This is a genomic window from Kribbella shirazensis, from assembly GCF_011761605.1.
GTDB lineage: Bacteria > Actinomycetota > Actinomycetes > Propionibacteriales > Kribbellaceae > Kribbella > Kribbella shirazensis.
Genome location: NZ_JAASRO010000001.1, coordinates 1849532 through 1870897, shown reverse-complemented (window position 1 = coordinate 1870897; position 21366 = coordinate 1849532). Strand labels below are relative to the sequence as shown.

The following is a 21366-nucleotide window of genomic DNA, read 5'->3' as shown; positions in this document are numbered from 1 at the left end:
CATGTCTCGGCTCCGGGTGAACCACTACGACCACCCCTCGGGTCCGTCATCGCGGTACTGCGACGCGTCGGCGTGGACGAGGGTCGGCCAACTGTCGCCCCAGATCGGTTCGACCAGGCCAGCCGGAAGGACAGGAGCAAACACTCTGAACACTCCCTCGATCACGGCGCCCTTGTAGTCATCGAGCCGCTCGGTGGCCTGCGCCCAAACAGCGCCGGACGCCAGAGGTCGCAGTCTCCAAAAGCGCTTCGATTCCTCGAGTTTCGTGACCCCGCCGAGGCGTTCCACGATCGGCGGCGGACACATAGTGACCCACGAGTATCCCCGCAGCACCGACAAACTCGCCCGGACCGACTCCGACTCACCGCGCCCCAAAGCCCTGTCCAGCGCGGTCACACCGCGGACCCCGTCTCCGCTGGAGATGCTCCCGAAGGTCAGTGGCAGATCCTCACAGAACCGTGCGCACACGTCCAGCCAGCGCTCCTGGACGGGAACGGGCATGCGCTCGTCCGGTGACCAGTAGGTAGCGACAGCGCTAAATGACACGACTCCCGGCATCTCAGCCGAGGTCTTCACCTCCAGGCGCGCAGAGAAGGACTCGCCAGGCGCACCCGGAACTAGGAATCCGTTGTCCGACTCCTCCTCTGCCGCGAGCAGAATCAACTCCGGCCGGCCCCGATCAGCACATTGATCAAGGACCTGAGCGACGCGGGCCGGGCTGAAAGGCGCGTGATCGATGTCCGCGCCCCCGCCCCAATCCACGTAGGTATTGGCGGTGACCATCTCATCGCCGGCGGCATACCGGCCAAACAGGTCGCCGGCCAGGACCTGCGACGTGGCCTCGATCCAGACCCGGACAGCTTCCAGATACTGACCATCATCCAACCCGTCGGTGTCGACGATCGCCGCCATCGACACGCAGGGCCAGTCCTCGGGCGCGACTGCCTTCGTCACGAAACCATCCTCTCTACGTCCTTGTTTGCCCACGCTACAGGCGCGAGGCGCCCATGGTTGCCGTTACCATCCGAACGCCGGAACCATCGCCCCGCCCGCTGCCGCTCCTACAGCCGGTCCTACTCCGCCCGTGGCCGCTCCAAGAGCGACCCCTGCGGCCGCGGTGATGATCCAGTCTGTGGTGGTCCATTCATGGGGTTCGACCACAAAGCTGTTCAGATTGGGTACCACGACCGGCCGGACCGCCGGCTGCGGTGCAGGTTTGCGGGCAGGGTCGGGCTTGCTCGGTGCCCAGAACACAACGCCGCGGAAGGCGGGCTTGCTCCGTTCGGACCATTTGTCTACCGGTCCGATAGCGGACGGGATTTTCCGGATCGTCGACAGCGGCGGTCCAAAATCGACGGTCTTGCCTTTCGCCCTCGGATCGAGCCGCAACTGCGTCATGTAGCGATCTATCTGACCGGGCGCCATTTCGCGCTCTCGCTTGTCCGTCTTTGTCCCGGTGAACTTCACCTCCCAGACGTAGATGGTCTTTTCTCCCCAGAAGATGACGTCCGCGCGGCCGGGCTTCCCACTCCCATCCCGCGCCGCGCCGGCAATGGTGTTCTCGCTGCCGCCGCCTTTGCCCAGATCCATGGTCACCTCGCCCTTCCAGCCACTGGCCTTGGCGACCGCCTCAACCTCTTTCGCCACCGTCAGAACGACTGCTTCATGAGGATTCAGAGGCTTGAGCGGGTTCCCGTCCTCGTCGATCGCGTAATGGCCATCAATCTCGACGCCGGTGATGGGGTTGCCGCCGGCGAACGCGTAGCGGTTGGTGTTCCAGGGATCCGTGCCGAGAGCGAGGTCCTGCAGCGCGCCGTCGTAGTAGTCGCGCGACAGATACCGGTTCAGGCCGGGGTTGTATTCGCGGAACCCCATGTCGTAGGTGCCGGTGGCACCGTCGAAGCGCTTGCTGTTGAACCGGTACGGGTTGACGATATCTGCGTCCTTGGCTGGGTCGTCCCAGATCACGTCGTCGCCTGTGGTGCCCTTCTTGTCCGGTTGGCCGTAGGCGGTGTACCGGTACGTCGAGGTCGTCGTGCCGGTGGAGGCGTCGGTGAGGGATTCGACGTCGCCGTGCGGGTTGGTTCCGTAGAAGGACTTCTTCGAGGTACTACCACTGACCGGCGAGTCGACCAGCGACAGGTTCTCCCCGGACGCCCCGTAGGCGTAGGACTTGGAGGTCTTCCACGTGCCGGTGCTGTCCTTCTGTTCCTCGGCCGTGACCTGGTTCGCCAGACCGACGAACGTGTACCGGGTGGTGATCGAGGCGTTCGTGCCGACCTTTTCGGACTGGTTGACCACGCGGTCGAACGGGTCGTAGGTCTGGTTCCTCGTGAACGTCGGGGTACCGGTCGAATCGAACTTCTGCTGGCGGACCAGGCGGTCGTAGCCGTCGTAGGCGTTCTGCTCCACCACCTGGGCGCCGACGTCCACGGTCGTGGAGCGGCCGAACGGGTCGTAGCGGTAGTTGAACGTGGTCCCCCCGGTGACCGTCTTGATGAGGCGGCTACGGTCGTACGTCATCGTCGACGTGGTGGCGCCGATGGTCTGCTTCGTGGTGTTGCCGGCCGCGTCGTACTCGTAGACCTCGTTGTCACCCTTGTCGACACCGGTCTTCGTGACCGCGGCGAGCTGCCGTGCCGGGGTGTAGGCGTAGGCCGAGGCCTGGTCCAGATACAGCGACGAGTTGGCCTGCAGAACCTTCTCGACGTCCAGGGAGCGGTCGCCGTCGGGGTTGTATTTCAGCGAGTGTGAGGAGACGAGCTGGCCGCCGCTGGTCTTCTCGGTCAGGATCCGCTGCAATCCGTCCTCGTGATACGTGAACGTCGCCACGTTGCCGTTCGGCTTCGTGATTGTCGAGCGCAGGCCGCGGGGGTCGTACGTGTAGGACCAGGTATCCGTGCTCGTCGATGTCGAGCCGGCCTTGACCGTGTCGACAAGGTTCCGGACATCCCACGTGTAGGCGGTGTAGCGGGTCACGCCGACGGTGTTCGCGTCCGCCGGACGCTGCGCGTTGGTCGACAGCACGTTGGAGTCGAGGTCGTAGGTGTAGTCGGTGGTCGCCTTGGTCGTTGCGCCCTTGAGCTCCTCGACCTTCGTAGTGCGGGCCAGACCGTCAGTGGTCACCTTGTAGGTGTCGGTTGCGGCGTTGGGGTTGTTGTCCTTGACCTCGGTCTGCGTGCCGTTGGCGTCGTAGCTGTAGGTGAAGGAACGGCTGTCGACCGGGCTGGTCGAGACCAGCTTGATCGCGTCCGCGGACACCACACCCGTTGCCGAGGGCGCCAAGGTGATGGCTTTGGCCACGCCGTTCGGGAACGAGTAGTTGCCCAGGCTGACCCACGGCGTGGCCGCGGTGCAGGCCTTCTGGTCCACGGTCTTGGTCGCGGCGCCAGTGGAGTGATTGATCGTGTACGTCGCCGCCGTCGTCGCGTCGGTGCGGACCGGGCAGGAGGCGTAGACGTCGAACGAGCCCGCAACATCCGGCAGCACCCGCCAGTTGAACGTGTCGGTCGAGCCTGTCGTCGCGGCGTGGGTCAAGTAGTTGGCGCCTTGTGTGTTGGTGCCACCACTGACAGGTGTCCACGCGCCTGTCGAGCTGGTTTGCCAGCTGTCGGCGTTGTCGACGATGTCGACCGGCTGCTGCGCGGCCGTGTCAGACCGGGACTGCAGCGCGCCGTCGGGGTAGTAGCCCCGGGCTTGGGTGCGTTTGGCGTCGTCGCCCGGCACGGTCAGCGTGCGGTCGGTCTGCTGACCCAGCGGGTTGTAGCCATAGGTCGTGGTGATCTGCCATGGATCCGTGGACGTCTTGATGTCACCGGAGCCGTAGTAGGTGAAGTTCGTCCACTGGCTACCGGAGCTCCCGAACGTCGGTTCGGACTGTGCCTTGATCTCACCGGTCGGGTAATACTGGAAGAAGGTGGACGACGGCGTCTTGTACAACGTGGAGGTGGTGTCGAACGCCGACTTCTTCTGGATCGGCCGGTTGTTCTTGTCATAGACGGTCTCGGAGTACAGCGGCGTCGGCCGGTCGGCGTTGGTCGGGCGCGTCACTCGGGTGACGTTGCCGACCTCGTCGTACATCGTCTTGGTGACCCGCTGCTCCTGGTGTCCACCGATCGGCGTGTGCGGAACGCTGACCTCGATCGGCTGGCCGGCTTCGTCGTATTTGGTCGTCTTCGTGTGACCGGTCTGGTTGATCTCCGACGTCACGAGCCCGTCCGCGTCGTACACCTTCTTGCTCGTGTAACCGGCCGCGTCGGTGACGGCAGTTGGGCGGTGGTTCAGGTCGTAGACCGTCTTGGACGTGTAGTCAGTGGCCGGCGAGGCGTTGCGCAACGGGTCGATCACCGTCGTCTGGTTGCCCACCTCGTCGTACTCATAGGTCGTGGTCGGAGTCTGCGTCGCCCCGGTGCTGTCGATGAACGGGGTCTCGACCTTGAGGACCTGGCCGATCCGGTCGTAGGTGTACTTGGTGACGAAGTCGTTCGGGTCGGTCGTGGTCGCGACGCCCTTCGGCGCGGTCTCGGTGATCTTGCGGCCGAGCACGTCGTAGGTGTAGGCGAGCTGCCGTCCCGTGGTGTTGTTATCCGGCAGCGTCTTCGTCAGCAGATTGTCGGCGGCGTCGTACGTCGACAGCGACTGCGCACCGTTCGCCGGCGTCTCCTTGGTGACGTTGTCGTTCAGGTCGTAGTCGGTCGCCGTCGTCCGCACGACAGTCCCGTCGTACGGTTCGCTGACCTTGGTCGGGCGGCCGAACGCGTCGTACTCCGCCGTCGTCAACCGCAGCAACGCGTCCTTCACCTGGACCACGTTGCCGCGGTCGTCGTAGGTGAACTCGGTCTTGGCGAGCTCGGGATCGGTGATCGACAGCGGGTATCCGCTGGCGTGGTAGTTGGAGTCGGCCCCGTACTGGGTCGCGTTACCGCGCGCGTCGGTGGCCGTGGCCAGGGTCCCGTTCGTGTTATAGGTGTAGGTCGGGCCGTAGCCGCGGCCGTTCTTCACCGTCTTGACGTTGCCGTTCGCGTCATAGGTGAACGTGTCCGTGCGGCCGGCGGCGCTCTTCTTCGACAGCAGCACCGTCGGCTTCGCTCCGGTGGTCAGCGTCTGGTAGGTCAGCACGACGCCCGGCAGGCCGTTCTTGACCGCCATCGCGTCCCGCACGATCAGCGGATACCCGGTCTTGGGGTCGTACTCCCAGGTCGAGACCGCGCCGTTGGGTTCTTGGAGCCTGATGACGTTGTGGTCGTTGTCCCAGGCGAGCAGGGTGGCCTTGGTGCCGCCGGTTGCGTTCTGGTTCGCGTCCAGGATGCTGGTGGTGCGGCCGTAGCCGTCCATCCGGTACGTCGTCACCGACGGGGTGGATCCGTTGACGTCGGTGACTGTGGCGACGAGGTCCTGCGCGGCCGAGCCGTCCGGGTCGGCGTAGGAGAAGGTCGTGTTGTTGTTGCGGCGGTCGGTGTAGCTCTTCGGCCACGACGCATAGGTCGAGTTCTCGGTCGACGTGAAGTACGCGATCTTGGTCTCGGCGCCGGTCTGCGGGTTGCGCGGGTCCTTGATCGAGATCAGTTTCGTGTTGCCGTTGTTGTTGGTGTCGGTGTAAGCGAACTGGAACGCCTTGACCGGCGCCCCGGCCCCGAAGGTCTGGGTGGCGGTGTCGAACTGGCCGCCGTCCTCGAGCTTGATCAGCTGCGAGGAGACGTTGTAGTTGAACTTCAAGGCCCGCCCAGAGATGTCGCGGATCCACACCAGCTTCCTGGTGCCTCCGGGCTCGTATCCCAGTGTCAGGACCTGTCGGTTGCTGGCGTCGGTCACCGTGGTCAACCGGCCGGAGGTGTCGTAGGCGTAGGTCATGGTGTTGCCGTTGCGGTCCACGACCGAGGTCTGCCGTCCGGTGTCTTGGTTGAAGTAGAACCGGGTGCCGTCCGGCCGCGTGAACACCCACTGGTGATCCGCGTCGGCGGTCAGGTCACGAGTCAGGTCCAGCCCCACGCCGGGCGGGCGGGTGTAGGTCAGCAGGCTGGGTGTTTCGGTGGCCAGCTTGTAGGTGTGGGTCGTGCCGTCACCGTCGATGAACGTCATCAGGTTGCTGACACTGCCACCGGTCGGCACCGACAAGTCACTGCCCAGCCTGGTCAGCGTGGCCGCCTGGACGGAGAACCCGAACCCGGCCCGCGTGGTGGTGCCATCCATGGAGTTGTACGCCAACCGCACGAAGGCCGACGGACCGATCGACGGATTCGACAACGCGTCGTACGACCACACGACGTTGCCCTCGTACAGGTTGGTCAGCAACTGCGAACCGCCGCCGGTCTCCTCACCGGTGTAGGACAAGAACTTCTCCAGACCCAACTGGTTCGAGCCCGGATCCTCCACATACCGGTCCACACACAGATACCCGGTCGTCACAACCGCACAGCCCTGCGACGGCGGCATCGTGTTCGACGACGGCGGATGCGTGACGGAGAACCACTCATACTCGCCCGACGTGCCCCTGTCCGGATTGAACCACCACAGATCCAGATACAGGTCGTACGCCAGGCGCTTCGTGCCGGAGTCGGCTTGGATCGGCGTCCGGATCGGCAGATTCAGCCGGACCGATTCCCCCGCCGCCAGCGCCTTCCCGAGCGGCACGAAGTTCCGGTCACCAGACACCGTGATGTCGGTGGTGCTGTCCGGCTCGGTCCAGCGATACGACAACTGCGCATCAGCCGGCCATGCCTGGTTCGACGTGTTCGTCACCGTCACCGGCGTCGTGATCGTCGTGCCCGGAACGAACCGCTCCGGCATCTCATCAGCCCGGTACGTCTCGGCGGCGTTGCTGGCCAGGTGCTCTATCCACAGTCGCGGCCGGAACAGCGTGTCCGGGGACTCGCCGTTGGTGACGCTGATCAACTGCTGTCCCGCGGCATCCGGCGCCTCGACACGCGTCCGAAGCAACAAGCCGTGGTTGTTACCCGGGTTGTCCACCCAGGACTGCAACTTCGTGAGCAGGCCCGCCGAGGCGAATGTCAGCCGCTGTGCATTGTCATTGGGTCTCGCCGATCCCAGCAGGGCAGGGTCATAGTCACCACCGGCAGCTGTCCAGTTGATCGTCGAGGTCGCCTGGTTCCACGTCGCCTCGGTCTCGACGAAGTCTTTCGTCAACCCGTACAGATCGAAATCGGCCTGGCCGGTGCCGGAACCGTAGTTCGAGAACAGCTCCACGCGGGCGTCGGTGACCTTGGTGCCCTGCTTGATCGCAGCGGTATCGAACTTGAACACCCCACGCTCGGCGCCGTACGTCGGATGGTTGTTGCCAACCTGCACCCAATACCGCGTATTCGGCGTACCGCCACCGTCCGGGCGCGACAAGTTCGTCGTCGGCTGCGACTTGCTCAGCGTGGTGTCAGAGATATCACCGCCGAATGACCGCAGGATCCTGCCCTCGCGCGGCATCGTGACGGTCTGCACGTTCGACGCGGCCTTGCCGTTCGACGCGCCGTCCCCCACCAGTCGAGCCACAACCCAATAGCTATAGGTCGCCGGGTCGGGCTGTCCTGTGCTCTTCAGAGCCGACGGCTTCGCTGTCGTGTCGGTGAACGACGTGACATCCGGACGGACCGTACCGACCAACGTGAGCGCCGCCGGAGCAGTATTCGAGAAGTAGTCACCCACCGGCGCGGTGCAGGTGTCCCCCGGTAGAGCGCGGCAACCACGGAAGATCTGGTACTCCACCAGGTCGTCGTCATCGGCCGGCGTCGGATCGACGTACTTGCTCCATGTCAGCTCTGCGCCGGACGCGTTGATCGTCGACGGCGGGTTCAGCGCCACACCCGGCTCGTCGTAGGTGACCACCAGATTCGGCCGCGCGGCCGTCTCCCCACCGTAGGTGTCCTCGCTCGCGCTGTAGTACAGACCGCCCGCCGGCGCGGTCGCCGGATTCTCATCCACGGCCTTCAGCATCACGCCGTAGTTCGGAGACGAGCCGTTCAGCCACGACTGCACGTAGCTGCCCATCGCGTACGAATGCCAGCCGTCCCGGTCGCCGACCTGCTTGGTCGCCGTCGAGTACTTCGTCCACCTCATCGCATCCGCGACCGGAATCGTCGCCGCCACAGGCGACTGCTGCCGCGTGATCTTCACCTGCGTCGTGTTACCCGGACGCGAATGGATCGTGCCCAGCGTGTACCACTGCGCACCCCCAACAACACCGGCCGTCTGATCCCACGTCGTGGTCTGCGTCGTCACCTGGCCGTCAGCCGTCGCACCAACCAGCGTCGTCGGCAGCTTCCCGCGAACCGACGACTGGAAGTAGAACCCCTGCACCTGGTAATCGCCGTCGCTCGGCACCCGGGCATTCCACGTAAACGTGTCCGGCGTAGTCTCCGTCGGCGCATACGAGAACGAACCGTTCACCGCGGCCGTGTTGGACTGGTACTTCCACAACCCTTCGTACGACGCCGACAACGTGTCCTGATCGTCCACCATCACCGTGTTGGACGCGTACGTGCCGTGCCACGCGGCGTTCATCGTCGCCCAGGTGGCGGTCGCCTCCGACCAGTCCGAAGTGACCTTCACTGCCGACAGCGGCAGCTTGTAATCTCCGCCGAAGCCCGCCCCGTAATGCACGTTCAGATCAGCCGACCGGATCGTCGTCGTGCTCGGGATCATCGACAGGTCGAACTTCAACAGACCCCGCCACGTGTTGTGGCTCAAGTCGTCACCGACCAGCACCGACGGGTTCGTACCGTAGCCGGTGTTCGCGTTCGCCTCCGAGATCGACGTGTCCTGCGCCGCCGCCGGATCCGGCACCACCACGATCGTCGGATCAATGAAAATCGGGTAAACACGCTCCTTCGCCGCCAGCCACGATCGATCCGGCTTCAACGTCAGCAGCGTCTTCCCGCCCTGCTGGCTGATCGTCTGAGTGATCTTCTCCGAGTAGCCAGGCTGGCCGAGCCGGTTCTGGGTCGACGAGTCGTACATGTTCGGCGCCGGGATCACATACTTCGGCCGCTCGTCATCGTTCTTCTTGAAGAACCCGATCGACCCGTCCGGCTGCGCCTTCGCCGTCAAACCACTGGTCCGCAACTCGAACGTGTACTCGTCCGCCGCGTCGGCGGGCGCCGTGAGTACGACGGTTTCCTTCACGCCGGTGCGCGACACGTAGTACCGAACGTCCGCAGTACCGAACACGTCCGGGAACGCCACCGACGAGTCCTTCGTCAGCGCCGTCAACGCCCGCTTCTCACCCGCTGCACCGAGACCGATCGAGTCGCCGTCCGCCTCGAACGTCAACAGGCGATCACTCGACTTACCGAACCGCGTGCGGAAGTTGTTCTTCGCGTTCTCGAACGAATCCTCACCCGAGCCTGCAGTGACCTTCGTGTCGACGGGCTGCCACTTGCCCTTGGAATCCTTGTAATGAACAGGCTCCGTCGACAACTCGACCTGCGTCGTGCCATCGCTCATGCGATACGACGTCGACGACGCCGTGCGACGCTCCTCGAGCTCCCGCACCCGCGTCGGCTTACCCGTCGCGGCGCCCGCGGTCGCCGTTGAGGCGTTGACGACCCGCGCGGGAACAGGCGGCGCGAGCGGACCAACGGCCGCACGCTGTGCCTGTTGCGGTGCTTGTTGTACAGCCCCTTGCGCAACCTGTTGTGGATGCGCGAGAGCGGTAGCGGGAACTCCGAACGAAGCCGGAAGAGACAGGATCAGGGCAGACGTCAGCAGAACGCGGGCGCGGCGCATCCAAACTCCAACGAAAGAAGGGCGGAAGAACCAGCGCAGCCCCCGCGGCACCGGTATAGACAACAAAATTTCTATCGCTCGAGTTGGTTGCCCGCAACCACACTGCATGTTGCTGCAGACGACACGCCGCGCTAGCGGCACGAGCTGGCTTTGCCTGCTAGCTTGGCCCACCTCAGCGCGGGTTTCGCCGGGTTCAATTACGCAACAGGCTGCTGCGCAGTTGCATGAGGCCACTCATGTTCGGCCGCCTCGAGGATCGGGCACCGCCGGGGGCGCACGGGGAGACCTGCCATCGATCGCGCAGCCAACCCGGGCCCAAGTCCCACCTTCGGCCCCGTCAGCCCAGCCAGACATCGGAAGTCATCCGGGCACATTGGCCTCGGGAGCCTCGGGGTCACAGACCGCGTCAGACTCTCTCACGGCCACCGCACCACCGTTGGGTGAGGCTGCATGCAGCTCCGAGCGACAACTAGACGACAAGTCACCTGGAAAGCGACATCTCTAATCGGAACCTACACCGGGGACAACGGGTTAAGGACGGCCGAAGAAGTCCGGCGGTTCCCAGTAGTAGACGCTGTCGATCTGCACCGGCTTGCCGCTCCGCGGGGCGTGGATCATCCGCCCGTCGCCGAGGTACATCCCGACGTGGTGGATGGTGCCCGGGTCGTCCGGGTCCAGCGACCAGAAGATCAGGTCGCCTGGCCGCAGCTCGTCCTCGTCGATGTGCCGGATCTGCTCGTACTGCGCGACGCTGTAGTGCGGCAGCTGCACGCCGGCCTGTTCCCACGCGGCCTGGGTCAGCCCGGAGCAGTCCCAGCGGTCCGGGCCGGTCCCGCCCCACAGATACATGTCGCCGCGCTGCCGCATCGCGAACTCGATCACGTCCTGTACGCCGCCGCGGGTGCTCTTGCTCCCGCCGCCGTCGTTGTCGCGGCTCGGCGTGGACGGCTTCTCGCGCTTCGGCGGGTTCTTCTTGCGGCTGTCCTGTTTGTCGTTCTGCTTCTCACGCTCGCGCTGTTCCTTCGCCTCGCGCGCCCGCTCCGCCTTCTCCTCGCGCGCCTCCCGGGCCCGCTCGGCCGCTTCCCGGCGCCGCTCGGCGGCCTCCCGCGCGGCGATCCGCGCCTTCAGCTCGGCGGCCTTCTTCGCGGCGATCGCGGCGGCTCGTTGCCGCGCAAGCTCCTCGAGCCCGCGCTGCCGCTGGTCGGCCACCTGGAGCGAGATGTTCTGCAGGGTGGCGAGCTGCGCGATCGACTGCTTGCGCTGGACGCCGATCGCGGTCACCGCCGCGGACTGCGCCGCCTCCGCGTCCTCGGCGGCCTTCTTCGCCTTGGCGGCCTCGTCGGTCGCCTTCTTGACCTTCACGACCGCCTGGTCGGCCTGCACCTTGAACAGGTTCGTCATCACCTGGGTCGCGGTGAACCGCAGGTAGGACCCCTGCATCGCCGCCGACACCGAGTGCGCCGTACCGGCCGAGTCGAGTAGGTCCTGCGGTCCTTCGGCCGTGAACAGCGGCGCGATCTTCGCCACATCGCCGCCACCCTGGTACGACGCGGCGGCGAAGCGACCGATCTGCTGCCGCTGGGCGGTGAGCGTCTTCTGCGCCTCGGCCGCCCGGGCCGCGGCGGCGGCCGCCTCGGCCTTGGCCTGCTGCAGCCGGTAGACGGCGCCGTTGTACGCCTCGGCGGCGATGCCGGACCGGACGCCGAGCTGCTCGAGCCGGGCGTCCGCGGCGGCGAGCTGCCGCTCGATCGCGGCGACCTGGGCGGCCTTCGAGGCGGCGGCCTGCTTGGCCCGCTCGACCGCGGCCTTGGACGGGATCACCGGCGGCTTCGGCTTGGCGGCCTCGGCCGGGAGCGTGGGCACGGCCATCGCACCGGCCAAGCAGATCGCGAGCACACCGGAGAGCAGCAGCTTGCCTGCCCGGCCGGTCTTCCCAGCACTCGCTACCCGCCCGCCGGACGTGGCCCTGGGGGGCGTCCGCATCGGGATGGTTCCTTCCGCCGGTCACGAACCCCTTCCCCAGGGTTCGTGAACTTTTGGTCCTCCTGGACCACATACGTGACACTAGTTGCCTACAGCCCCATTGGGAACACTTTTCACACAAGTATCTTTGTTTCACCCGTGTGTCGGCTTGACAAACTACAAGCTTGTAATTCGGCGAAGCCGCAGGTGGGCGCACGAAAACGCCCCTCCGGCCGGAGCCGGAGGGGCGTTGCGCGGGAATGATTCAGCTCAGGACGAACGAGGCGAGCACGGGCAGGTGGTCCGAGGCCTGCGTCATCGGGACGCTGGCCTCGGTCGGGCGGAGCTGCCGGCTGTGCAGCAGGTAGTCGATGCGCTTGGTCGGGTTGTCCGCCGAGAGCGTGTAGCCCGGACCGACACCGACCTCGGGCCAGGTGTCGGCGTACACGGAGGTCATGGTCTTGATCTCCGGCGCGTCCGCGGTCGCGTTGAGATCGCCGACCAGCAGCGTCGGCGGGTTCGACTTGCCGAGCAGCTGGACCACCTTCTGGGCCTGCTCGAGCCGCTCGGCGTTGTTGTTGTGCGTCAGGTGCGTGTTCGCGAACCGCAGCTCGGCGCCCTTCACGATGATCGTCGCCACGGCCAGGCCGCGCTGCTCACCGGCCGGGTAGCGCGGCAGGAACGTGTTCTTGAAGTCCTGGATCGGGTACTTCGACAGGACAGCGGTCCCGTACTGGCGACGCGGCTCGCCCGCGTTCAGCGGCGGCAGGTCGAGGTTGGCGGCGTACGCGGCGTACATCCCGAGCCGGTTCGCGAGCCAGGCCGACTGGTCGACCCAGTTGCTCCGCTCGGACCAGTGCCGGTCGACCTCCTGCAGGCCGATCACGTCAGCCCCGGACTGCTCGATCAGGACGGCGATCCGCTCGAGGTCGAGGACGCCGTCGGTGCCCGCGCCGTGGTGGATGTTGTAGGTCATCACGGTCAGCGGACGGTCCGGCAGACCGCCGTCGGCAGGCTGAGCCGCGGCAACAGTTGGCACCACCATCAGGAATCCCACGAGGACGGTCATTAATTTACGCATGCGCACATCCTTCCGGAAAACCGCCGACCCGTGAAGGTCGAACGAGTGTCGCCGACCTGAACGAATCACGACCCGGGAGCCCCGCGTTGTGACGCGGAGCTCCCGGACACTGCTCAGTGGACGAGGCGGCCGACGGCGCCCTTCGCGCCGGAGGCCCAGCAGCCCGCCTGGACCCCGTGGCCCGCGCACTCGACGCTGTCGAAGCTGCCGTCGTAGAACTGCTTCCAGCTGCGTCCGCCGTCGAAGCTCACGTCGCTCCCGGACGGACCGACCGCGACCACGGTGAACGGCGACCACGGCACGAAGTGCGATCCGCTGCGGTACCCCTTCGGCGCCTTCCCGGCCGGCACCAACTGCCAGGTACGGCCACCGTCTTCCGTGACCGACGCGGCGTTCACCGCCTCGGTCGGCTTGGTGAAGTCACCGCCGACCGCCACGCCGAACAACGCGTTCCGGAACGCGAGGCTGAAGATTCCGGCCGCCTCGCCGCTGGCCATCGGCGAGTCCGCCACCGTCCAGTGCCGGCCGCCGTCGACGGTCCGGAACACCCGCGGCCGATCGCCGCCGCCGGTCGCGAACCACGCCGTACGACCGTGACCGGCGACCAGGCACGTGCCGCTCGCCGCGAAGGCGAACTCGCCGGGCAGCGCGGCCGGCATCCCGTCGTTCGGCTGCACCTGCCACGACTTTCCGCCGTCGCCCGTGGCCGCGATCCGGAACTTTCCGTCCACCGGATCGCTCAGCGCCAGCCCGTGCTTGCGGTCATGGAAGGCGAAGCAGTCGTAGAACGCGTTCGGGTCCGTGTTCCGGAAAGTTTCCGTCCAGGATTTCCCGCCGTCGGCGGTGCGGTAGATCCGGGAGTCCTCGCCGTTCCCGATCGTCAGTGCCACGGCCCGCTGATCGTCGAACGCCTCGACGTCGCGGAACTGCAGGGTTTCCGCACCTTTCGGACTGACGTTCTGCCAGCGTTTTCCGCCGTCGACCGTGCGCAGCACAGTCCCCTGGGACCCACCCACCCAGGCCACGTCCTTGCTGACCGCCGCCAGCCCACGGAACTGCGCCGTGGTCCCGGTCGGCGTCAACTCCCACCGGTACGACGATCCGCCGTGCGCCTGGGCGGGAACGACCTGACCCATCAACAACAGACCTCCTGCCGCCAAGGCGGCCACACGCAGGATTCTCATGCGCGGCAATCTAACCGCAGGTCAGGCTGTAGTCAGCAGGAATGACTGCGCGGCACCTCCGTTGCAGGTGAATTGGACGACGGTCAGGTTTTACCAGCTGTACCACTCGCTGACCGAAGACAGGAACGTCGCAACCAGGCCCCAGATCTTGCCGCCGACCCGCGCCGCTGCCACCCTGAGCCACCGACCTGTGAAGGAGCGGCCGATGAACGACTCCGTGCTCACCTCCGTCCTGCTGCCGGTCGCGCTCGCGATCATCATGTTCGGCCTCGGCCTGACCCTCACCGTCGCCGACTTCAGCCGGGTGCTACGGATGCCCAAGGCCGTCCTGGTCGCGCTCGGGACCCAGGTGATCCTGCTGCCGGTGGTCTGCTTCGGGCTCGTGAAGTTGTTCGACCTGGAGCCCGCGCACGCCGCCGGCATGATGCTGCTGGCCGCCTCCCCCGGCGGCACCACCGCGAACCTGTTCAGTCACCTGGCCGGCGGCGACGTCGCGCTCAACGTCTCGCTGACCGCGGTGAACTCGGTCCTCGCCGTGGTCACCCTGCCGATTGTGGTCAACCTGTCCCTGGCCCACTTTCTCGGCGACGGCCAGATCGGCCTGCAGCCACTGAAGATGCTGCAGGTGTTCGCGATCGTGCTGGTTCCGGTGGCCGTCGGGATGTTGGTGCGGAGCCGGCGGCCCGGGTTCGCGGAGCGGATGACGCGCCCGGTGAAGCTCGGCTCCATCGTCGTCCTTGCCCTGGTGATCTTCGCCGCTATCTACACCGAGCGTGCGAACGTCCTCGACTACATCGCCGCCGTCGGCGCGGTCGCCGTACTCCTGAACGTGCTCAGCCTCTTCTTCGGGTACGTCGTACCGAAGCTGGCTCGCTTGGGTGAGCGGCAGGCGATCGCCTGCTCGATGGAGATCGGCATCCACAACGCCACACTCGCCCTCACGATCGCCCTCAGCCCGGCACTGCTCGGCAACAGCGAGATGTCGATCCCGGTCGCGGTCTACGGCATCGTGATGTTCTTCCCCACCGCCGTGTTCGCCTTCTACCTCAGCCGTCGTACGGCGGATCAGCGCGCCGGATCGAGTGTCTGACTACCCAGCACCGCCAGCAACTCCAGCTTCTCCGCGCTCTCGCTTCCCGGCGTGGCGGTGAAGACGATCAGGGTCTGCTGCTGGTCGCGGTTGTCGATCAGCTCGCAGTACAGCTCCAGCTCGCCGACAACCGGATGGCGGAACCGTTTGGTCCGGCTGTGCGCAGCCACGACCTCGTGCGCGTCCCAGATCGCGGTGAACTCCGGGCTCAGCTTCTGCAGTGCCCGCACGATCGAGGCGGCGTACGACTTCGGGCCGTCGATGGTGGCGACGGTTCGCAGCATCGAGACCTGCAACCGGCTGTGAGTGCTGAGTTCGGGCTCGGCGTAGAGCGCCCTGGATTCCGGGTGGGCGAACCAGCGGTAGACCTCGCTCCGCTCCATGCCTTCGAAGTTGGTCAGCTCGCCGGCGAATGCGACGTGCGCCGGCGTCTGCGCGAGCACCTCGCCGCACCGGTTGATCAGCATCGCGGGTGTGTCGTGCAGCCGGTCCAGGATCCGCAGCATGCCGGGGTCGACGTGACACGCCCGCGTCGTGCGCGGCGGCGTACCGTGACCGGCGAGCAGGAACAGGTGGTCGCGCTCCTCGAGCGTCAACCGCAGCGCCCGGGCGATCGACCCGAGCATGTCGACCGACGGCTGCGGGCCGCGGCCGCCCTCGAGCCGGCTGTAGTAGTCGGCCGACATCGACGCCAGCGCGGCGACTTCCTCGCGTCGCAGTCCCGGGGTACGGCGACGTCGCCCGCGCGGCATGCCGACGTCCTCGGGTTGCAGGGCCTCGCGGCGTTTGCGCAGGAAGTCGGACAGGTCGGCGTACTCCATGCCTCCAGTGTCCACGGTGCAGGCCGGTTAGCCACTGCTTCCCGAGCAGTGGCTGAGCGCAGCCTGGTTGCCGAGAGCATCCAGTCACAGCCTGGAGACATGAAAAGCACAGGCAACACGATCTTCATGACCGGTGGTACGTCGGGTATCGGCCTCGCACTCGCCCGGCGGTTCCGCGACCTCGGCAACACCGTGATCATCAGCGGCCGCCGCAAGGACCTGCTCGACAGGATCGTCACCGAGGACGGCATCGAGGGCATCCCGCTCGACGTCGCGGACCCCGCCTCGATCACGGCGGCGTACGAGACCGTCACCACGCAGTACCCGGACCTCAACGTCCTCGTCACGATGGCCGGCGTCATGTACCCGGAGAACCTCCAGGACCCGGACCTGTCGACGGTCGAGCAGATCATCGACATCAACCTGCTGGGCACGATCCGCACGGTCTCGGCCTTCACCCCGCACCTGCTGAAGCAAGCGGACGGAGTGATCATGACGGTGTCGTCAGGTCTCGCCTTCGTACCGCTGGTGATGACCCCGACGTACAGCGCCACGAAGGCCGCCGTGCACAGCTACACCCAGAGCCTCCGCCACCAGCTCGATCTCCAGGTGATCGAGCTGGTCCCGCCCGCCGTACAGACCGCCCTCCTCGACCAGGAGAACGACGAGCACGCCATGCCGCTCGCCGAGTACGTCCACGAGACGATCCAGCTGCTCCAGGACAACCCGGACGCCGAGGAGATCCTGGTCGACCGGGTCAAGTTCCTCCGCAACGCGGAGAAGGAGAGCCGCTACGACCAGGTGATCGGCGTCCTCAACTCAGTCCGCTAACGCCTGCTCGATCCGCTCGACCTTCGCGGTGAGCTGACCGGTGTACCCGGGCCGGATGTCCGCCTTCAACACCAAACTCACCCGAGGCGACACAGCGGCCACCACCTCGACGGCCTGCTTCACCACCGCCATCACCTCGTCCCACTCACCTTCGATGTTGGTGAACATTGCGTTGGTCTCGTTGGGAAGACCGGAGGCGCGGACGACGCGGACGGCCTCGACCACCGCCTCGCTCACACCTCCGGTCTCGTCACCGGCCGACGGGCTGATGCTGAATGCGACGATCATGCGTCCAGGATGTCAGGCTCCTCGGCGGCGCGGCGCTCGGCGCCGGTCGTGGTGAGCAGCGCCTTCTCCTTGATGAAGACAACGGCGACCAGGGCGAGGACCGCGAACGGGACCGACATCATGAACAGGTCCGCTGTCGCAGCGCCGTACGCGTTCTCGACGATCGTCCGGATCTCCGGCGGCAGCTCCGCGATGTTCGGTACGGCGTTACCGCCGCCCGACGAGGCGCCGCCCGGGTTCAGCGTCTCGGCGACCTGGTTCGCCAGGATCGCGCCGAGCACGCTGACGCCGATCGTGCCGCCCATGCTCCGGAAGAAGCTCACCGCGGACGTCGCGGCCCCGAGCTCGCGCGCCGGTACGTCGTTCTGCGCGGCGAGCACCAGGTTCTGCATGACGAGGCCGATGCCGACGCCGAGCACGATCATGAAGCCCCACAGCAGGTACTTCGACGTGTGCGCGTCGATCGTGCCGAACAGCGCCAGCCCGATCGGGAGCAGGATGCTGCCGACGACCAGGTAGATCTTCCAGCGGCCGTACTTCGTGATCAGCCCACCGGCGACCGTGGACGCGACCATCATGCCGAGGATCATCGGCAGGCTCATCAGGCCGGCCTTGGTCGGCGAGTAGCCCTGCGCGATCTGGAAGTACTGCGCCAGGAACACCGAGCCGCCGAACATCGCGACACCGACCAGCGCGCTCGCGATGATGGCCAGCGTCACCGTGCGGTTGCGGAACAGGTCCATCGGGATGATCGGCTCCGGGTGCCGGCGCTCGACCAGCACCGCGGCCGCCAGCGCCCCCAGCGCCACCGCGACGAGCCCGAAGCTCCAGCCGGAGACCCACTCGAACTTGTTGCCCGCGAACGAGGACCAGACCAGCAGCGTGCTGACGCCGCCCATGATCAGGAACGCGCCCCACCAGTCGATCTTCACGTCCCGCCGTACGGTCGGCAGCTTCAGCGTGCGCTGCAGCAGCACGATCGCCGCGAGCACGAACGGCACGCCGACCAGGAAGCAGGCCCGCCAGCCGAGCGGCGAGTCGACCAGGAAGCCGCCGAGCAGCGGTCCGCCGACGGTCGCCGACGCGAAGATCGCGCCGAAGACACCGGAGTACCGGCCGAGCTCACGCGGCGGGATGATCGCCGCCATCACGATCTGCACCAGCGCGGTCAGACCGCCGGCGCCGAGACCCTGCAGGACCCGGCTGCCGAGCAGCACCTCGATGTTCGGGGCGAAGCCGGCCACCAGCGAGCCGATCACGAAGAAGCCCAGCGACAGCTGGACCAGCAGCTTGTTGTTGTAGAGGTCGGCGAGCTTGCCCCACAGCGGCACGGTCGCCGTCATCGTGAGCAGCTCGAGCGTGACGACCCAGGTGTAGGAGGACTGGCTCGCCCCCAGATCGTGAATGATCCGCGGCAGCGCGGTCGACACCACGGTGCCGGCCAGGATCGCCACGAACATGCCCATCATCAGGCCGGACATGGCCTGGATGGTCTGCCGTGGTGTCAGCAGAGTGGTGACCTCACCCACGGAATCCGGAGTGGGTGACGAGGTCGTCGTCATGAGTGACCTTTCTTCTGGTAGTCCGGCCCGAAGGCAGTATCGATGCCTTGGGCAAGCAGGTGGAACGCTTCGTCGAGCAGCTCGTGCACGGGACGGCCGGGAGCGCCCTTGTGCAGCTCCATCGCCACCCGGCAGGCGGCCCCGGCGGTGCTGACGACCAGCGCCGGCAGCGTGGAGCCGGCGGGCACGCCCATCCGCTCGGTGAGCGCGGCGGTCAGTTGCCGTTCGTCGTCGATGCTCGACAGCATCAGTTGGTACAGCAGGCTCGGTGAGCTCATGATCAGCTCGCCCCGGCGCGACAGCTCGCCGTCGCTCTCCAGGTCGCGCAGTACGTCGCGCACGATGAACCACATCGTGGTCAGCGGCGACTCGTCGGGCGGAGCGGTGCGCATCCGCTCCAGCGCGCGCTCGAGGTGCTCGGGGTTGCGCCCGAGGATCGCGTGCTCCTTGTGCGGGAAGTAGTTGAAGAAGGTCCGCACCGACACGTCGGCTGCCTCGGCGATCTCCTCGACCGTGACGTGCTCCGGCCCCTTCTCCAGCGCCAGCCGCAGCGCCGCCTCGGCCAATGCCGCCCGCGTCTGCTGCTTCTTGCGCTCGCGCAACCCCGTCTCCGCCCCCACCTCACCAGGCTAGGCAGAAACTTGCACCTACTGCAAACTATTAACCCTGCAAACTTGCAGTCCTGCAGAGAAGATCACTGACGGGGTTTATATGACTACTCTCCGAACGGTTGCGGCTCGGAACCCGGGATCGCCGAGGCCCGGAAGTACACCGGATCGGTGAAGGTGGACTGCACCTTCCCCAGGCCCTTGATGACCGTCGACGTTCCGTTGGCGTGCCCCACGGCGTACAGGTAGCCCTGGCCGGTGTCCTTGTCGATGCCCAGCAGTACGACGCCGTACTGCCCGCACCGCCGTGCGACGAGCGAGTCGAAGTTCTGCCAGGTGGAGCGACGTACCAGTTTCACGACGGGCTTCAGCGGTGAGCTGAGCGGCAGGCGGATGGTGTAGAGCGCGCCACCGCGGGTGTTGGCGAGGAAGGTCTCGTACGTCTTGGTCTGGCTGATCAGCGTCATCGACTTGACGGCCGCAAAGCCGGCCGCGGACTGCTTGTTCGCCCACGAGGTGTTCTTGCCGTCCTCCCAGCGGAACAGCACGCCGTCGGAACGCAGCGCGTACTGATGGTGGTACTCACCGCCGGTCGGCGTAGCGGGATAGAACCGCGTCGTGTCGAAGGCCGTGAAGCTCGCCCAGCCGCCGCCGACGAGCGTACGGCGGACCGTGGCCGGGTCGACGTTCCCGCCGGCGTCGAGGTTGTAGCTGGTGTTGTACATCGAACCGCCCAGCACCTGACCGCCGTAGACCGACGCGCTGTACGGCTCGGGCAGGTCCGGGTTGATCACGATCGATCCACCGAGCCGAACCTGGCCGGCTGGGAAGACGCCCTGATCGGGATCCCCCGCATGCTGGACGGTCGGCGGCGACGTCGCGACGACCGTCGTCCGCTCCACGTCACCGCCCGCAGTGACCGAGCCGAGCGTCACCGCACACGCCGCAGTACCTGCCGAGACCGCAGCACCCGCCGATACCGCAGTACTCGCCGATGCCGCTTCGCCGGTCGCCAGCGCAGGGAGTGGCAGACCTGCCACCGCGATCCCGACGACGGCACAGCCTGCAAAGAACGAACGACTCATCTGTGCCGCCTCCTCAAGGGGGTGTTCCTGTCCACTCGATGCGCGAAACCGCGCCGAAGTTGCCGGAGGTCCGGTAGAATGTGGGGACAGCCTCCGGCACGGTTCCCGTGCGCGGAGGCTCATTTGTATGACGACTCTTCTCTACAAGGCCGCCGGTGACATCCGCGGCGACGCCATCCTCCCGCTCAACCAACTGCGCGTGCGCTATCCCGACGTGTACGAGCGTGAGGTCGCGAAGTACGCCGCCCGCCCGGAGACCCTGCGCAACCCGGTCTACCCACTCGACTGCTGCTGGGCCGACGTCGTGTTCCTCTCCCCCGTGCATCCGGCGCCGATCTTCGAGGCCCTGCATCAGTCCGGGCGCATCGGCCCGGTCAACCTCCACTACTGGACCGTCGACGCGGAGCTCCTCGACCCCGCGACGACGTGCATCCTGCTCAAACGCCACGACCCGGAGCTGCGCCCGCAACCGCCCGAGGACTTCGTTCCGTACACCCCCGAGACGGCGGCCGCTCTCGCCACGCCTTCCGAGCGAGCGCTGCACCGGCTCCGCAATCTCGACGCCACCGAACCGCTCTACCCCTGGGCCGACATCCCGCACATCCTGCACCGCGGCCCGATCCCACTCGCCGCCTTCCGCACGCCCTCCGGCGCCCCGGTAATCAGTTGATCAACCTCGCCGTTCAGGCCAGGCTCGAGAAAACCCTGCCGAGGAGGCGCCTTGCGTAGTGCGATCCTGAACATCACCTTCGACTGCACCGATTCCCGGGCCCAGGCCGACTTCTGGAGCCAGGTCACCCGCCGGCCCGCCACCTTCCACGACATGCCCGGCAACCCGTTCTGGGCGATCGAAGGCGACGTCAACCTGGTCTTCGTCCAGGTCCCCGAACCCAAAACCATCAAGAACCGCCTCCACCTGGACCTGGTCCCCCACGACGGCTCCCAGTCCGAAGAACTCGAACGCCTCCGATCCCTCGGCGCCCGGGTCCTCGACGACCGCCGCACCGCCACCCCTGGCAGCTGGATCGTCCTGACCGACCCCGAGGGCAACGAATTCTGCCTGGAGGAAGGCGACTGAAAGCGTTCTGAAAGCGGCTGCGACCAGGCTGGCTCCATCAACCG

At 66.5% G+C, this 21366-nt stretch carries 14 protein-coding genes; 4 read left to right on the top strand and 10 right to left on the bottom strand.

Annotation, left to right across the window (positions count from 1 at the left end; all coding sequences use genetic code 11):
* Positions 1–24 precede the first annotated feature (24 nt).
* From BJY22_RS09205 to BJY22_RS09185, 5 genes are all read right to left on the bottom strand, one after another.
* Positions 25–954: a hypothetical protein gene (locus BJY22_RS09205; RefSeq protein WP_167205280.1), complete on the bottom strand. Its 930-nt coding sequence runs from the start codon at positions 952–954 to the stop codon at positions 25–27.
* 63 nt (positions 955–1017) lie between these two features.
* On the bottom strand, positions 1018–9873 hold the full coding sequence (locus BJY22_RS09200; RefSeq protein ID WP_167205278.1) for a DNRLRE domain-containing protein: 8856 nt from the start codon (positions 9871–9873) through the stop codon (positions 1018–1020).
* A gap of 390 nt (positions 9874–10263) precedes the next feature.
* Positions 10264–11715, bottom strand: coding sequence for a C40 family peptidase (locus tag BJY22_RS09195; protein WP_167205276.1), 1452 nt, complete (start codon positions 11713–11715; stop codon positions 10264–10266).
* A 244-nt stretch (positions 11716–11959) separates the two neighbouring features.
* Positions 11960–12775: an endonuclease/exonuclease/phosphatase family protein gene (locus BJY22_RS09190; protein ID WP_167205274.1), complete on the bottom strand. Its 816-nt coding sequence runs from the start codon at positions 12773–12775 to the stop codon at positions 11960–11962.
* 113 nt (positions 12776–12888) lie between these two features.
* Entirely contained in the window at positions 12889–13959 is a 1071-nt protein-coding gene (locus BJY22_RS09185) for a WD40/YVTN/BNR-like repeat-containing protein (protein ID WP_167205273.1), read from the bottom strand.
* A 205-nt stretch (positions 13960–14164) separates the two neighbouring features.
* Here BJY22_RS09185 and BJY22_RS09180 point away from each other — a divergent pair, with 205 nt between their 5' ends.
* Positions 14165–15049, top strand: a complete 885-nt coding sequence (locus tag BJY22_RS09180; RefSeq protein WP_167205271.1) for a bile acid:sodium symporter family protein — start codon at positions 14165–14167, stop codon at positions 15047–15049.
* Here BJY22_RS09180 and BJY22_RS09175 read toward each other — a convergent pair.
* Positions 15025–15870, bottom strand: coding sequence for a helix-turn-helix transcriptional regulator (locus BJY22_RS09175; RefSeq protein WP_167205269.1), 846 nt, complete (start codon positions 15868–15870; stop codon positions 15025–15027). The genes BJY22_RS09180 and BJY22_RS09175 overlap by 25 nt on opposite strands.
* A 99-nt stretch (positions 15871–15969) precedes the next feature.
* On the opposite strand from BJY22_RS09175, the gene BJY22_RS09170 reads away from it, so the two are divergent.
* A complete protein-coding gene (locus BJY22_RS09170; protein ID WP_167205267.1) occupies positions 15970–16701 on the top strand; it encodes an SDR family oxidoreductase in 732 nt (243 codons plus the stop codon).
* Here BJY22_RS09170 and BJY22_RS09165 read toward each other — a convergent pair.
* The 4 genes from BJY22_RS09165 to BJY22_RS09150 all read right to left on the bottom strand — a co-directional run bounded on the left by BJY22_RS09165 (position 16690) and on the right by BJY22_RS09150 (position 20244).
* Positions 16690–16989: a thiamine-binding protein gene (locus tag BJY22_RS09165; protein ID WP_167205265.1), complete on the bottom strand. Its 300-nt coding sequence runs from the start codon at positions 16987–16989 to the stop codon at positions 16690–16692. The two genes, BJY22_RS09170 and BJY22_RS09165, sit on opposite strands and share 12 nt — an antisense overlap.
* Positions 16986–18551 carry an MDR family MFS transporter gene (locus tag BJY22_RS09160; protein ID WP_167205263.1) on the bottom strand — a complete coding sequence of 522 codons (1566 nt, stop codon included), beginning with the start codon at positions 18549–18551 and terminating at the stop codon, positions 16986–16988. Before BJY22_RS09160 ends, BJY22_RS09165 begins: the two co-directional genes overlap by 4 nt.
* Positions 18548–19171, bottom strand: a complete 624-nt coding sequence (locus BJY22_RS09155; RefSeq protein ID WP_167205262.1) for a TetR family transcriptional regulator — start codon at positions 19169–19171, stop codon at positions 18548–18550. Before BJY22_RS09155 ends, BJY22_RS09160 begins: the two co-directional genes overlap by 4 nt.
* Positions 19172–19266: 95 nt before the next feature.
* Positions 19267–20244 (bottom strand): hypothetical protein, encoded by a 978-nt coding sequence (locus tag BJY22_RS09150; protein WP_202891044.1) that lies wholly within the window; start codon positions 20242–20244, stop codon positions 19267–19269.
* A 127-nt stretch (positions 20245–20371) separates the two neighbouring features.
* On the opposite strand from BJY22_RS09150, the gene BJY22_RS09145 reads away from it, so the two are divergent.
* Entirely contained in the window at positions 20372–20914 is a 543-nt protein-coding gene (locus BJY22_RS09145; protein ID WP_167205260.1) for a hypothetical protein, read from the top strand.
* Positions 20915–20965: 51 nt separating this feature from the next.
* Positions 20966–21322 carry a VOC family protein gene (locus BJY22_RS09140; protein WP_167205258.1) on the top strand — a complete coding sequence of 119 codons (357 nt, stop codon included), beginning with the start codon at positions 20966–20968 and terminating at the stop codon, positions 21320–21322.
* The last annotated feature ends 44 nt before the right edge of the window (positions 21323–21366 follow it).